Raw genomic sequence first — 13,679 nt, 5'->3', positions numbered from 1 at the left:
TTAAAATATTCTAAATAATTAGTAAAGTTGTTTTGCAAACAAATTAATAGTAAATTATGCCATAATTAATAGAAATAAAATTTACTAAAATGCTTGAAAGGTAAGTGGGAATTTGTGAAATATACTTTATGTTTTATCAAACGAAATGATGAACTATTAATGTTAAATCGTATAAATGCTCCTACAATGGGAATTTGGAATGGTGTTGGTGGAAAAATAGAAAAAGGGGAAACAATCGAAAGGTCAGTTCAAAGAGAGATTGCAGAAGAAACCGGAATACAGATTGAGTTGAAAGATATAACTTATAAAGGTAAAGTAACCTGGCATGAAGAAGATGTGGATTTTGGAGGTATGTATGTATTTCTGGCCGAGGTTTCTAATAGCTTAAAATATGATACGCCTTTAAAAACAGATGAAGGAATTTTAGATTGGAAAAAAATTGATTGGGTAATAGATGAAAAAAATCAAGGAGTAGGAGAGTGTATTCCTTATTTTCTTCCAATACTATTAAATAATGAGCGAAATCACCATTATTCCTTTTATTATAAGGAGAATAAGGTTGTTAATGTAGTAATAGAAGAGGAAGTTTTAATATAATAAAATAATTTATAAATGAATAATGTAATCATTTTTATGAAAATACCATTTCAACAATGGTATTTTTTTTATGAATAAGTATGAAAACGCTTAAATTTGGGGGGATTCAAGTATTCGGTAATAAAAAATGTAGTGATTTGCGAGAATTGTCGAAAACTTTTTGAAAGATTTGAAAAGTCTAATAACAAGACCCTCATTCACTTGGATGAATAAATATATAAACATAATGAATATTAATAAAAAAAATTTATCATAATATCCCTGTAAAATTAAGCTATGACTAATTTTTTTGTCGAATTACTGAAAAATATAGTTGCATATTTATTAGTATGTGTTAAAATTCATTTTGTGGAATAATTATTCATTCGAAAAAAATGGTTGTTTAATAGAATACTAAAAAAGATAATATAAATAATAAGTTTGAATTTTACAAAAATTAGGGGGAAGCATTTATGAAAAAAATAGTCGGAGTTTTAGCTGCATCAGCATTATCAATTGGAATGTTATCTGCTTGTAACAAGTCAGATGATAAAACCTTAATCTTAGGAACAAGTGCGGATTATAAGCCTTATGAATTTATTGACACAAAAAATGACAAAATAGTTGGGTTTGATGTTGACTTAGCTAAAGCGCTTGGTAAAAAAACTGGATACACAATTAAAGTAAAAGATATTGATTTTACCTCATTAATTACTGCGATGAATGCAGATAAAGTAGATTTTATAATGGCCGGTATGAAAAAGACTCCTGAGCGTGCGAAAAATGCAGATTTCACTGAACCATATTTCACTGATCAAAATGAAATAGTTGTAAATAAAGATTCAAACATTAAAAGTGTTGAAGATTTAAAGGGAAAAACAGTCGGAGTACAAGCTGGTTCAATTCAAGAAACAAAAGCAATTGAAGTTTCTAAAAAAGTTGGATTTAAAGTTGAAAACCGTAACCGTATTCCTGAGATGGTAGAAGAATTAAAAGCTGGAAGATTTGATGCTGTTGTGATCGAACAATCTGTAGCAAGTGGCTATCTAAATAAATTACCTGAAATGCAAGGTGAATTAATGCAAGATTTCTTTGAACAATCTGGTTCAGCTGTAGCTCTTCCAAAAGGTAGTAAATTAACTCCTAAATTTGATAAAGCACTAAAAGAATTAAAAGCTGATGGAACTGTTGATAAATTAATTAAAAAATGGTTCGGTGAATTGAAGTAATACGTTAGATTTTAGTAGTTTAAAAGATAAACCAATATGGTATGGCGAAAGATATAGAAATGATAAGTTTTTGTTGTAATCAGGGGAGGAATTATTGATGGAGATAGATTGGAGTCACTTATTAGAAAAAATGCCTTTACGTCTTGCACCAAGCATGGCAAAGGATCATCCTAATTTACCAGTTGTAAAGGAAGAAGGCTGTTACTACTATGGTGTAGATGGTAAAGAGTACTTAGACTTTACATCTGGAATTGCTACTACAAATGTTGGACATCGTCATCCAAAAGTAGTACAGGCAATTAAAGATGGCGCAGATTCTTTAGCACATGGTCCATCGGGTGTTATTATTTACGAATCGATTTTAAAGCTAGCAGATGAGTTGGCTGAAATTCTTCCTGGTAACTTAGATACTTTCTTTTTTGGTAATAGTGGAACTGAAGCGATTGAAGGTGCTATTAAGTTAGCTAAACATGCTACTAAACGTCCATATATTGTTTCATTTATTGGTTGTTTCCATGGCCGTTCTATGGGAGCTCTAAGCGTTACGACTTCAAAAAGTAAGTATCGAAAATTTTTACAACCAACAGGCTCTTATCAAATACCTTATGCAAATGTTTCCGAATGCCCTGAAGGTTATGATGAAGAATCATATGTAGTAGAGCAATTAGAAAAAGATTTTAAACGTTTATTTAATCATCAAGTAACTCCAGAAGAAGTAGCTGCAGTTATTGTAGAGCCAGTTCTAGGTGAGGGTGGATATGTAGTACCACCCAAGGCATGGTTAAAGAAAATACGAGAAATCTGTGATGAAAATAATATTTTACTAATTTTTGATGAAGTTCAAACTGGATTTGGACGTACAGGAGATTGGTTTGCTGCACATACTTTTGATGTAACGCCAGATATTATGGCAATAGCAAAAGGCATTGCAAATGGTATTCCTTTAAGTGCTACTGTAGCATCAAATGAACTGATGAAACAGTGGCCACTAGGTAGTCATGGAACAACATTTGGAGGAAATCCAATTGCTTGTTCAGCTGCATTGGCTGTTTTAGAAATTATTAAAGAAGAAAAGCTTTTAGAAAATACGAGAGAAGTTGGAGCTTACGCAGTAGAAAAACTGAATGCATTAAAAGAAAAGCATTCGGTAATTGGAAGCATTCGCTCAATTGGTTTAATGATCGGCATTGAAATCATTAATCCAGCTACAAAAGAACCAAACGGTGATGGTTTATTTAAAATTCTTGATCTTGCTTTGGAAAAAGGTGTTTTATTCTACTTCTGTGGTAATAACAGTGAAGTAATTCGAATGATTCCACCATTAACAGTTACGAAGAATCAAATCGATGATGGGTTAGCAATCTTAGATGAAGCATTAACAGAATATGAGCAATCCATTGGATATGAATTATATGAAACAAAGGGCATTGGTTTCTAAACCAGTGCTCTTTATCTAAACAGGCATTGTCGAATAAACTTTCAATTTAAAGACAAATAGTAAAGGAGTACTACAATATGAACTTAGATTTTTCTCAAATTGTCCCTTCAATTCCATATATATTGGCCGGATTAAAATTAACACTATTAGTAGTTGTGTGTTCAATTTTATTAGGTCTTGTTTTAGCAATTTTACTTGCATTAATGAAAATTAGCCGTGCAAAATGGTTAGTTGTAATAGCTGATTTTTATACTTCAATTTTTCGTGGAACACCGATGGTTTTGCAATTAATGATCATTTATTATGGTTTACCACAATTAATTGGTTTCGATATCGAAAAGTTTCCAGCAGCGGTATTGGCATTTGGTTTGAATTCAGGAGCTTATGTATCAGAAATCATCCGTGCAGGTATACTAGCAGTAGATAAAGGTCAACAAGAAGCTGCTTCAGCTTTAGGTATTCCTTACCGTAAAATGATGTCAAAAATTATTTTACCTCAAGCATTTAAAAATATTTTACCAGCTTTGATGAATGAGTTTATTACATTAACAAAGGAATCAGCAATGGTAACAGTAATTGGTGCATCTGATTTAATGAGAAGAGCATTCTTAGTAGGTGGAGAGACGTACTCATTTATGGAGCCACTTATTTTTGTAGCAGCAATCTATTACATTATCATTATGATCCTATCACTTCTAGGTAAATCAGTTGAAAGGAGAATGCGTACAAATGATTAGAATTACTAATTTAAATAAAAGCTTTGGAAATGTTCATGTATTAAAAGGAATAACAACTACAATTGATCATGGATCTGTTGTTGCTGTTATTGGTCCATCAGGTTCTGGAAAGTCTACATTTTTACGTTGTATGAATTTATTAGAAACTCCTTCAAATGGTGAAATTTGGATGGATGATATTGAAATTACAAATCCTAAAAGTAATATAATGAAAATTCGTGAAGATGTAGGTATGGTATTCCAGCATTTTCATTTGTTCCCACATATGACAGTTTTAGAAAATATTACGTATGCCCCGATTAATGTAAAAGGTATGAGTAAGGCTAAAGCAGAAGAAAATGCAAAGGCACTTCTTGAGAAAGTTGGACTTCTCGAAAAAGCAAATGTATATCCTCCTAAACTTTCAGGTGGTCAAAAACAACGTGTAGCTATAGCAAGAGCACTTGCAATGGAACCTAAAGTAATGCTATTTGATGAACCAACTTCAGCTTTAGATCCAGAGATGGTAAAAGAAGTACTGGAAGTAATGAAATCATTAGCTCATACTGGTATGACAATGGTCATCGTTACACATGAAATGGGTTTTGCAAAGGAAGTTGCAGATCGAATTCTATTCTTAGACGAAGGAAATCTAGTTGAGGATGCAACTCCAATCGAGTTATTCACAAGACCAAAAACAAATCGCGCAAAGTTATTCCTTGAGAAAGTTTTGTAAGTCATTTAATCATTTATATTGTGAAGAATCCCTACTTTTCATCTGAAAAGAGGGATTTTTTTTATTGACAAAAAGTTCATTAAATTACCTTAAAAATGTCTAAATATGTTTTAGGTTTGTAAGTCAGCGAGAGTTTCTTGTATTTCAACTTCAGCTCGTTCTCAAATTTTACAAAAAAAATTTTAATAATTAGAACTTGTTAATTCTTGTCTATCGAAAACATTTATTAAAGTGTTTCTAAATGAAATACAATTATCTTAGTTTCTGAATATTCTTTCATTTATTTTAGCAATATTATCTTCAAATTTTTCAAGAAATAAAAAATTGAAAGGAGAGTATGATGATGGAATTGGACAAAAATTTTAGTACGAGTATAAGTCCTAGCACATACTCGGAAGTTGCAAAATCTCATGAGTTTAAACAGTTACTGAAAGCAAAAAGAAAGTTTATTCTACCAATGTCTGTATTCTTTTTTTGTTTTTACATTGCATTACCTTTAATGACTTCTTATTCTAAAGCACTTAATACAAAAGCAATTGGGGAGGTAACATGGGCTTGGATGTTTGCATTTGCTCAATTTCTTATGACATGGGTATTATGTATGATTTACAGTAAAAAAGCTGAATCCTTTGACAAAATGGCAGATGGAGTATTGGAAAAGTTAAATAAAGGAGGGGAGGAAATTTGAATACGACGGCATTTACATTATTTTTAATAATCGTATTAGGAACGCTAGTTATTACATATTACGCATCTAAAAAAACAAAAGATGCGAAAGATTTTTATACAGCAGGTGGTGGATTGACTGGATGGCAAAATGGATTTGCAATTGCAGGTGACTATATGTCAGCAGCATCCTTTTTAGGAATTGCAGGTGCGATTGCTTTAACTGGATTCGATGGATTTTTCTATAGCATCGGATTTTTAGTTGCATATTTAGTCGTTTTATATTTAGTAGCAGAACCTTTACGAAATCTTGGAAAATACACGTTAGCAGATATGATTGCTGCGCGATTTGATCAAAGAAAAGTAAGAGGGGTAGCCGCGTTAAACACAATGACGATTTCAATCTTTTATATGATTGCACAACTAGTTGGTGCTGGTGCACTGATTAAATTATTACTAGGAATTGATTATACGACTGCTGTATTAATAGTAGGTATTTTAATGACTGTTTATGTAATATTTGGAGGTATGAGGGCTACTAGTTGGGTGCAAATCGTAAAGGCAATCCTTCTTATGCTCGGAACATTAGTCATTTCAATCATCGTTTTTGCTAAATTTAATTTCAACATTAATGAAATGTTTAGTCAAATGAGAACAGCAACTCCTCTAAAGGACTCGTTTTTAAATCCAGGTGTAAAATACACAAATGGATTAGATACAATTTCATTAAATTTAGCACTTGTTCTTGGAACTGCCGGATTACCTCATATATTGGTCCGCTTCTTTACAGTGCGTGATGCGAAAACGGCACGAAAATCAGTCGTTTATGCAACTTGGTTAATCGGAGCATTTTATATTATGACGATTTTCCTTGGATTTGGGGCAGCTGCATTTGTTGGAAATTCTGAGATTATAAAAGCAAATCCAGCAGGAAATATGGCTGCGCCACTTTTAGCTGAAGTATTGGGTGGTAACTTTTTATTTGCTTTTGTTTCAGCTGTAGCATTTGCAACTATACTTGCAGTAGTAGCAGGGCTAGTATTAACTGCTGCATCTGCCTTTGCACATGATTTTTACAATGAAATATTAAAACAAGGTAAAGCAACTGAAAAAGAGCAAGTTTCAATGGCCAGATATGCTTCGATTGGCGTTGCTTTAATTTCAATCTTACTTGCAATATTTGCACAAACATTAAATGTTGCCTTTTTAGTCTCTTTAGCATTTGCAGTTGCAGCAAGTGCGAATTTACCAGTTATACTCTTTACAATCTATTGGAAACGTTTTAATACGACTGGTGCAATTACTGGTATGTTAACTGGATTAATATCTGCAATCATACTAGTAGCAATAAGTCCAAATATTTGGAGTCCAATAGAAGGAAAAGCCATTTTTGTTGGAGATCCATTAATTAATTTAACGAATCCGGGGATTATATCGATTCCTTTAGGATTTATAGCTGCTTATTTAGGTACAATTCTTTCAAGTAAAAAAGAAAATGAAGCTAAATTTGATGAAATTCTTGTGAAGTCTAATACTGGCCATGGTGTATCTAGTATTTCAACGCATTAATCAGAACCAGAAAAAAAGAAACTGAAGAAAAATTCCTCAGTTTCTTTTTTATTTAGGAATCAAATTAATTTAATCATCACTTTGTTTTAATTTTAAAGGTTTTGTAGAGATAATCGTTTCAATGTTTTTACTGATTAATTTATTATTTTTACGATTTGCGATTCTTGCTTTTGCTATTTCAGCAAGTTCACGTTCTTCTTCGGTTTCAAGAATGATAGATGGAACTGGTACCGTTTTATTATCTTTCATTCCAACAAATGTTAAAAATGAAGCAGCAGCAACTCGGCGATTGCCTGTAATCAAGTTCTCTGCAATTGCTTTTACGAAAATTACCATAGATGAAGTTCCTGTAACGACGACAAAGGATTCATAAGAGATACAATCCTCTTCAGTAACAGGATGTAAGAAGTCTACATGGTCGATCGAAGCAGTTACACATTTCAATCTTGAATGTTTAGAAGCAGTAATTGAAGCAGTCATATCCATGTCCGCAAGAATTTTTCCACCAAATAAAGTTTGGTGATTGTTTAAGTCAGTAGGGAAAACTCGAACAGTTAAAGCTGAACGTGATTCATGGCAGTATTTTGAACTCATAAATTCACACCTTTTATTAGAATAATGATATTTTTACCAATCTATTTATTATTAAGCATTATTATGAGATGAATTTATTTTCATTAAAAGTATGACTTCTTGGAGCATAAGGACATTTTTTTTCCAATCCTAATCAATTTTATATTTTCTTAACTTTATCCTTTCAATGAATCAAATACCTCATAAAGTAAAACATAAATAATAGGTGATATTATGTATAGAATTGGTTCAAGGATTGTTAAAACAGCGTTAGGGAGTGCAGTTGCCATTTTTATCGCACAATCTGTGGGAGTTCATTTTTACTCGTCTGCTGGAACATTAACAATATTATGTATACAAACAACGAAAAAGCGTTCATTAGATACAGCTTTGAGAAGGTTTTCTGCATGTGTACTAATCATACTTTTTTGTATTTTTTTCTTTGATATATTTGGTTATACACCTTTAGCGATTGGATTATTACTCTTATTTTTTATTCCAGGCCTAGTAAAACTTAAAATTCAAGAAGGAGTCATTTCTAGTGCGGTGATCATGCTACATCTATATGGTCTGAAAAAAATTACGGTTTCAATAATTACAGATGAATTAACTGTTATTGTAATAGGAATTGGTGTAGCTTTACTTTGTAATTTATATATGCCTAGTTTAGATGATCAAATAAAAAACTATAAAGTACAAATTGATTCTAAATTTTGTTTTATTTTTGAGAAGATTTCTATTTATTTAAAAGAACCAGCTAATAAGTGTTTTTTAGAAGAATATGATGAAACAGTAAAATTGCTTCAAGAAGCGAAAAGAACTTCTAAATTAGAAATCGATAATCATTATTTTAAATCTTCCAATGAGGAAGATTATGAATATTTTTTATTAAGAGAGCGACAACTTGAAATTATTCTCCGTATTATTGAAGCGGTTTGTGACATTAAAGTGAGTAACGAACAATCTCATATTTTATCCAAATTTTTTAATGATCTGAGCTTTTCAATAAACCCGATCATAAGTGGAGCGATATGTTTATATCAGCTAGAAGAAATCTATCATATGTTTCGTGCAATGCCACTACCACAAACATCTGAGGATTTTGAAACTAGAGCGTCGATATTAACGATCATCAATGAAATGGAAAGTTTTTTGATTATGAAATCAAAGTTTAAGGGAAAATACGCTAAGTGAAATAAAAAGGAGTTGCTTTATTTGCTTAAACTAGTTCTATCACTAATTTTAGTAATTGGTCCAGTATGGCCACTTGGACAAAATCCAAGGGTAGGCGAACCATTTATTATTATTAATAAAGAAGTAAATAATTTGGCATATATAGAAGATGGTAAAGTCCTAAGGATTTATCGAATTGCTACCGGAAAAACAGCAGATTTAACTCCTGAAGGAATTTTTAATATTACATATAAAGCCAAAGATCCATATTGGCGAAAAAAGAATATTCCGGGAGGGGATCCTAAAAATCCTCTAGGAACTAGATGGATTGGTTTTGACGCATTAGGTACGGATGGTTCGATTTATGGTATTCATGGAAATAATGACCCATCTACGATTGGTAAATATATATCAAATGGATGTGTAAGAATGTACACAAATGATGTAAATGAACTTTATGATAAAATCCCATTTGGAACAAAAGTGTACATAACAACATCTTCAAGTTCATTTGAACAACTAGCTCGTGAACAAGGTGCGATTAGATAAAAAAGAGGATTCACCATCAAGATCTTCATGGTGAATCCTCTTTTAGTTTTCCTATTAAAACATAGCAGCGATACCTGCAAGTAATGTAGTAGCAAGCATTGAAATTAACATAATCATAACGACTACTTTTTGTGTTTTTTTTCTCATGTGATTACCACCTTATATTAAAGAATTACAAATTATTAATTATTATTTAAGAATAATACAAGTGTTGTCCTATTTTAGCATAAGTAGGATAATTTTAACAGTCTAAGCTTCTTTTTTGAAACTGTCTTGATTATACGTGATTCATCAGATTCTAATAAATATGCTGTCTTTTACCTAAATAAAAAAAAGGGCCTCATAAGCATTTTTAGCTTAAGAGACACTCTTTTTTACTCAAAATGTAATTGAAATTTTACTTAACTCCAACCGCATCAAATGCTTTATTTACTGTAGTTACTTCAGCGGAGCTGGTACCGAAAAGGTCAGAAGCTGCTTTCACACATGCTGCACGAGCTTGACTGAAAGTAGAGGAAGCTGTTAAGTATACAGTATTTGCACGATAGAAAATTTTAGCTAGTTTATCATTTCCGATTCCTGTAACAGTCACGCCGTAAGCAGTTCCACCTTGAGCCATTAAATAAGCAGCTTTATTAATAATACCGCTATTCGTATGAACTCCACCATTATCAGATGTTCCAGTGTAACGATTTGCATAGTTATCTGGATCTCCATATTTAGTTGGATCACTCATCGAACGAAGTGCATCACCAGCAACTTTTGGCGTATAAATATCTTCACCAATCAGGTAATCAGGATTTTTATTATTATAGAACTCTATTAATGTTCCAAAAATATCAGAAATTGCTTCGTTAAGTGCACCAGATTCATTCTGATAAGTTAAATTTGAACTAGTTTCTGTTACAGCGTGAGTTAACTCATGTGCTACTACGTCAATTCCACCTGATAATGGAATAAATGTTGTACCATCACCATCGCCATAAACCATTTGCGTACCGTTCCAAAACGCATTGTTGTAATTACGGCTATAATGGACACTCGATTTTAGTGCACCGCCTTTATTATCATAGGAATTGCGTCCAAAAACATTTTTATAATAATCAAATGTTAATCCTGCAAAATAATGTGCATCAACTGCAGCCGCATCATAAGTGCTATTTAGAAGATTATCAGGACTTGTCCAAAGTGTACCAGCAAGACGTTGTTTGTTAGCCGCATCATAAGTGAAAATACCACCTGATGCTCTCGTATTATCTTGTAAGTAATAAGTTGAACCTGATAAGGTCATGTTTAGGGTTTTGGTATCACCAAGTACGCCAACTCCTGTTCCAGTTGTATTCGTACTACTTGCTGTACCACCTGGTTTAGCAGCAGGGGCACTACTATCTGCTTCATCTAAATTGTTATAGCTATTTAAGATTTTTCCTGTTGATGCATCAATGAAATAATTAAAGTTTCCAGGTTTAGGAGAAAGGAAGTTTAAGTTTACAAGGTAAGCGTAAGTTGCTTCATCACCATTCGTGTAAACTACTAGATCTGCTGTAGGGTCTTTTTCATAGATAGGAGTATAACCAAGGTCAGCTTGTGCAATTTTAATTGATTTGTTAGCATTTACTTTCTTTTCAGATTTAAGTCCTTTTTTCGTATCTAGATTAGGAGATACGGTACCAGAGAAAGTTGTTAGAACTCCATCGTCCGCAACCAATGCAGTTTGAGTAGAACCCCAAACAGGTACACCATTATATACTTGTTGTAGTCGAAGAGCGGTACCTAACATATCTTTATTGCTTGACTTAATGATGAATGATTCTTCAGAGGATTTCGAACCGAGTTTGAATTTATCTTTGTTAGCATTGACGTAACCAAATACAATCCCCTCAGGACTTTTAGTTGATGACTTTGTCAACTGTCCTGAAACAAACTCAGGCGATCCTACAGTTTCATTATATTTGTAGCTTGATAAAACATTTTTTGGTGCCGCATATGTATTTGTTACAGAAAAACTACTTGCTGCTAATCCTAAAGATAACCCAACTGCTAAAACTTTTTTGTTCACATAAATTCCTCCCTAGTTAACAAATAGTGATAACGAGCTAATATTATCATGCAATCTAGTAGATTTACAAACTACAAAAAACTGCAATAATTGCATTTTTTTTTGGAAAAATAAGTCTTTTATATCGAGTCTATTTAACTACACGATTGATAAGTAGTCATATTGTTTTATTAAAAGAGAAAAAAGAGGGGAATGCCGTCGAACTTTTTTAATTTCTTGTTGTTCTATGAAACAAAATCATATCTTCATTTTCATTGTTATCTCTTAAAATACGGTTGTAAATAGCTACGGTTTTTAATCATGTTTGTCCACTTTCTTGAATATTGTTTAAATAATAGCTTATGTACATTTGAACAGATTACAGTACTTAAAAAATCGCACTTGTTTCTAAAAAAAGCATTGATTTGAAGGAGAGGGCAAAAAAATGTTCACAAATATAGATCATATGGCAATCTGTGTAAAAAATTTAAACGATAGTATTAAAAAGTATGAGGATGATTTAGGTCTATCATACTCATATCGAGAAATAGTAGATGACCAAGGTGTAGAAGTCGCATTTTTTAAAACAAATAAAATTAATATTGAATTAATCCAACCACTTACATCAACGAATCCTGTACATAAATATATTGAAAAAAAAGGTGAAGGATTGCATCATATTGCTTTTCAAGTAGATGACATCGAAAAATCTCTATTAGAGCTAAAAAAACGCCAGTTCAATTTAATCCATCATTCACCACGTAATGGGAGTGAGGGGTCGAAAGTTGCCTTTATACACCCTAAACAATTCGGAGTATTAATCGAAATTGTTCAAAAAAGGGGGGAGTTTAATGAGCAAGTATGATGATCTTTATAAACTATACGAAAAAAAATCTGAAATAGAGCAAGGTGGAGGATTTGAACGGATTGAGAAACAACATGAACGTGGAAAGTTTACAGCACGAGAAAGAATAGACATGCTATTAGATGAAGGAAGTTTTGTTGAGTTATTTAGTTTTGTTCAGCATCGTTGTACAGATTTTGGAATGGATGAACAAAATGGTGCATGTGATGGAGTTGTCACAGGTTATGGAAAAATTAACGATCGAACGGTGTTTGTTTTTTCGCAAGATTTTACTGTGTTCGGCGGTGCTTTAGGTGAAATGCATGCGAAAAAAATTAGTCAATTAATGGACATGGCAGTACAGTGTAAGGCTCCGATTATTGGTTTAAATGATTCAGGTGGTGCGAGAATCCAAGAAGGTGTCCTTTCATTAGATGGTTATGGACATGTTTTTTACCGAAATACGATTTATTCTGGAGTCGTACCACAAATTTCAGTTATTATGGGGCCTTGCGCAGGTGGTGCAGTTTATTCTCCAGCAATTACTGACTTCGTTATCATGGTCAATGGAACTAGCCAAATGTTTATTACTGGACCAAAAGTAATCGAAAGTGTAACAGGTGAAAAAATCTCTGCAGAGGATTTAGGTGGAGCTAAAGTCCATAATGAGATAAGTGGAAATGCTCATTTTCAAGCTGAGTCGGAAGAAGAAGCCCTTAAGCTCGTTAGAAATTTAATGGAGTATTTACCGGCTAATTGGGAAGAAAAAGCACCTACTAAAATGAAAACTGAAAAAGATCTAGATGATTTAATGGAGCTAATACCTGATGAAAGTAGTCGTCCTTATGATGTGAAAAAAATAGTAGAAATGATTGTAGATGATGATTCATTTTTTGAGGTTCAAAAAGATTTTGCTAAAAATTTAGTTGTAGGATTTGCTAGATTAAATGGTGAAGTAGTAGGACTCGTTTGTAATCAACCTAAATTTATGGCTGGAGGATTAGATTTACATTCAGCTGATAAAGGGGCAAGATTTATACGTTTTTGTGATAGTTTTAATATACCAATCATCACTTTTGTTGATGTGACAGGGTTTTTCCCTGGTGTAAAACAGGAGCATGGAGGTATAATAAGGCATGGTGCTAAGCTTTTATACGCGTATTCTGAGGCAACAGTTCCAAAGGTTACAGTCATTACGAGAAAAGCATTTGGTGGAGCATATGTTGCATTAAATAGTAAATCGATTGGAGCGGATTTAGTATTTGCATGGCCAAACGCTGAAATCGCTGTAATGGGTGCTGCAGGTGCTGTAAATATTTTATACGGAAAAGAAATCTCTCAAAGTAATCGACCAGATGAGTTAAGATCAGAATGGATGAATACATATAAAGAGAAATTTTCTAATCCCTATGTTGCTGCAAAATACGGTCTAGTTGATGATGTTATTGATCCAAGGTTGACTAGAAAAAAGCTTATTCAATCTTTAGAAGTATTAAAATACAAAAATGAAAAGCGCCCAGCAAAAAAACATGGTAATATACCTTTGTAGACATTTTTTTACATATACAATTT

At 32.6% G+C, this 13,679-nt stretch carries 14 protein-coding genes; 11 read left to right on the top strand and 3 right to left on the bottom strand.

From position 1 onward, the window contains the following. Positions 1 to 114 precede the first annotated feature (114 nt). From CN946_RS18215 to CN946_RS18185, 7 genes are all read left to right on the top strand, one after another. Complete coding sequence (locus tag CN946_RS18215) at positions 115 to 597, top strand: NUDIX hydrolase (protein WP_286133976.1); 483 nt, start codon at positions 115 to 117, stop codon at positions 595 to 597. A 452-nt stretch (positions 598 to 1,049) separates the two neighbouring features. Further along, a complete protein-coding gene (locus tag CN946_RS18210; RefSeq protein WP_098862428.1) occupies positions 1,050 to 1,805 on the top strand; it encodes a transporter substrate-binding domain-containing protein in 756 nt (251 codons plus the stop codon). 97 nt (positions 1,806 to 1,902) lie between these two features. Beyond that, complete coding sequence (locus tag CN946_RS18205; RefSeq protein ID WP_098862427.1) at positions 1,903 to 3,243, top strand: aspartate aminotransferase family protein; 1,341 nt, start codon at positions 1,903 to 1,905, stop codon at positions 3,241 to 3,243. Between the two features lie 77 nt (positions 3,244 to 3,320). Beyond that, positions 3,321 to 3,980, top strand: a complete 660-nt coding sequence (locus CN946_RS18200; RefSeq protein WP_069034049.1) for an amino acid ABC transporter permease — start codon at positions 3,321 to 3,323, stop codon at positions 3,978 to 3,980. Then, positions 3,973 to 4,695 carry an amino acid ABC transporter ATP-binding protein gene (locus CN946_RS18195; protein ID WP_098428771.1) on the top strand — a complete coding sequence of 241 codons (723 nt, stop codon included), beginning with the start codon at positions 3,973 to 3,975 and terminating at the stop codon, positions 4,693 to 4,695. Before CN946_RS18200 ends, CN946_RS18195 begins: the two co-directional genes overlap by 8 nt. Before the next feature lie 343 nt (positions 4,696 to 5,038). Further along, positions 5,039 to 5,383: a DUF485 domain-containing protein gene (locus CN946_RS18190; RefSeq protein ID WP_098862426.1), complete on the top strand. Its 345-nt coding sequence runs from the start codon at positions 5,039 to 5,041 to the stop codon at positions 5,381 to 5,383. Next, a complete protein-coding gene (locus CN946_RS18185) occupies positions 5,380 to 6,930 on the top strand; it encodes a solute symporter family protein (protein WP_098862425.1) in 1,551 nt (516 codons plus the stop codon). The genes CN946_RS18190 and CN946_RS18185 overlap by 4 nt, the downstream gene beginning before the upstream one ends. A gap of 69 nt (positions 6,931 to 6,999) precedes the next feature. Here CN946_RS18185 and CN946_RS18180 read toward each other — a convergent pair whose 3' ends face one another. Further along, positions 7,000 to 7,524 carry an acyl-CoA thioesterase gene (locus tag CN946_RS18180; RefSeq protein ID WP_098862424.1) on the bottom strand — a complete coding sequence of 175 codons (525 nt, stop codon included), beginning with the start codon at positions 7,522 to 7,524 and terminating at the stop codon, positions 7,000 to 7,002. A gap of 213 nt (positions 7,525 to 7,737) precedes the next feature. Here CN946_RS18180 and CN946_RS18175 point away from each other — a divergent pair, with 213 nt between their 5' ends. Both CN946_RS18175 and CN946_RS18170 read left to right on the top strand, forming a co-directional pair. Beyond that, positions 7,738 to 8,697 (top strand): aromatic acid exporter family protein, encoded by a 960-nt coding sequence (locus tag CN946_RS18175; RefSeq protein ID WP_098862423.1) that lies wholly within the window; start codon positions 7,738 to 7,740, stop codon positions 8,695 to 8,697. 12 nt (positions 8,698 to 8,709) lie between these two features. Next, positions 8,710 to 9,225 carry a L,D-transpeptidase gene (locus CN946_RS18170; protein WP_098862422.1) on the top strand — a complete coding sequence of 172 codons (516 nt, stop codon included), beginning with the start codon at positions 8,710 to 8,712 and terminating at the stop codon, positions 9,223 to 9,225. Positions 9,226 to 9,279: 54 nt separating this feature from the next. On the opposite strand, the gene prli42 is transcribed toward CN946_RS18170, so the two are convergent. Continuing rightward, positions 9,280 to 9,372, bottom strand: a complete 93-nt coding sequence (gene prli42 / locus CN946_RS23580; protein WP_176547375.1) for a stressosome-associated protein Prli42 — start codon at positions 9,370 to 9,372, stop codon at positions 9,280 to 9,282. Positions 9,373 to 9,622: 250 nt separating this feature from the next. Continuing rightward, positions 9,623 to 11,284 carry a M4 family metallopeptidase gene (locus CN946_RS18165; protein WP_098862421.1) on the bottom strand — a complete coding sequence of 554 codons (1,662 nt, stop codon included), beginning with the start codon at positions 11,282 to 11,284 and terminating at the stop codon, positions 9,623 to 9,625. Between the two features lie 424 nt (positions 11,285 to 11,708). Here CN946_RS18165 and mce point away from each other — a divergent pair, with 424 nt between their 5' ends. Both mce and CN946_RS18155 read left to right on the top strand, forming a co-directional pair. After that, entirely contained in the window at positions 11,709 to 12,128 is a 420-nt protein-coding gene (gene mce, locus CN946_RS18160; protein ID WP_098862420.1) for a methylmalonyl-CoA epimerase, read from the top strand. After that, positions 12,115 to 13,656, top strand: coding sequence for an acyl-CoA carboxylase subunit beta (locus CN946_RS18155; protein ID WP_098862419.1), 1,542 nt, complete (start codon positions 12,115 to 12,117; stop codon positions 13,654 to 13,656). The genes mce and CN946_RS18155 overlap by 14 nt, the downstream gene beginning before the upstream one ends. Positions 13,657 to 13,679: the final 23 nt, after the last annotated feature.

The sequence above is a fragment of the Bacillus sp. AFS053548 genome (genome assembly GCF_002575105.1).
Classification (GTDB): Bacteria; Bacillota; Bacilli; order Bacillales; family Bacillaceae_G; genus Gottfriedia.
The sequence above is the reverse complement of the archived record's forward strand: the minus strand, read 5'-3'. Positions and strand labels throughout refer to the sequence as shown.

What these genes read in the sequence shown, in the direction of transcription:
- CN946_RS18210 (WP_098862428.1), top strand. Translation starts at nt 1,050, where the DNA reads ATGAAAAAAATAGTCGGAGTTTTAGCTGCATCAGCATTATCAATTGGA.
- CN946_RS18205 (WP_098862427.1), top strand. Translation starts at nt 1,903, where the DNA reads ATGGAGATAGATTGGAGTCACTTATTAGAAAAAATGCCTTTACGTCTT.
- CN946_RS18200 (WP_069034049.1), top strand. Translation starts at nt 3,321, where the DNA reads ATGAACTTAGATTTTTCTCAAATTGTCCCTTCAATTCCATATATATTG.
- CN946_RS18195 (WP_098428771.1), top strand. Translation starts at nt 3,973, where the DNA reads ATGATTAGAATTACTAATTTAAATAAAAGCTTTGGAAATGTTCATGTA.
- CN946_RS18190 (WP_098862426.1), top strand. Translation starts at nt 5,039, where the DNA reads ATGGAATTGGACAAAAATTTTAGTACGAGTATAAGTCCTAGCACATAC.
- CN946_RS18180 (WP_098862424.1), bottom strand. Translation starts at nt 7,524, where the DNA reads ATGAGTTCAAAATACTGCCATGAATCACGTTCAGCTTTAACTGTTCGA.
- CN946_RS18175 (WP_098862423.1), top strand. Translation starts at nt 7,738, where the DNA reads ATGTATAGAATTGGTTCAAGGATTGTTAAAACAGCGTTAGGGAGTGCA.
- prli42 (WP_176547375.1), bottom strand. Translation starts at nt 9,372, where the DNA reads ATGAGAAAAAAAACACAAAAAGTAGTCGTTATGATTATGTTAATTTCA.
- mce (WP_098862420.1), top strand. Translation starts at nt 11,709, where the DNA reads ATGTTCACAAATATAGATCATATGGCAATCTGTGTAAAAAATTTAAAC.
- CN946_RS18155 (WP_098862419.1), top strand. Translation starts at nt 12,115, where the DNA reads ATGAGCAAGTATGATGATCTTTATAAACTATACGAAAAAAAATCTGAA.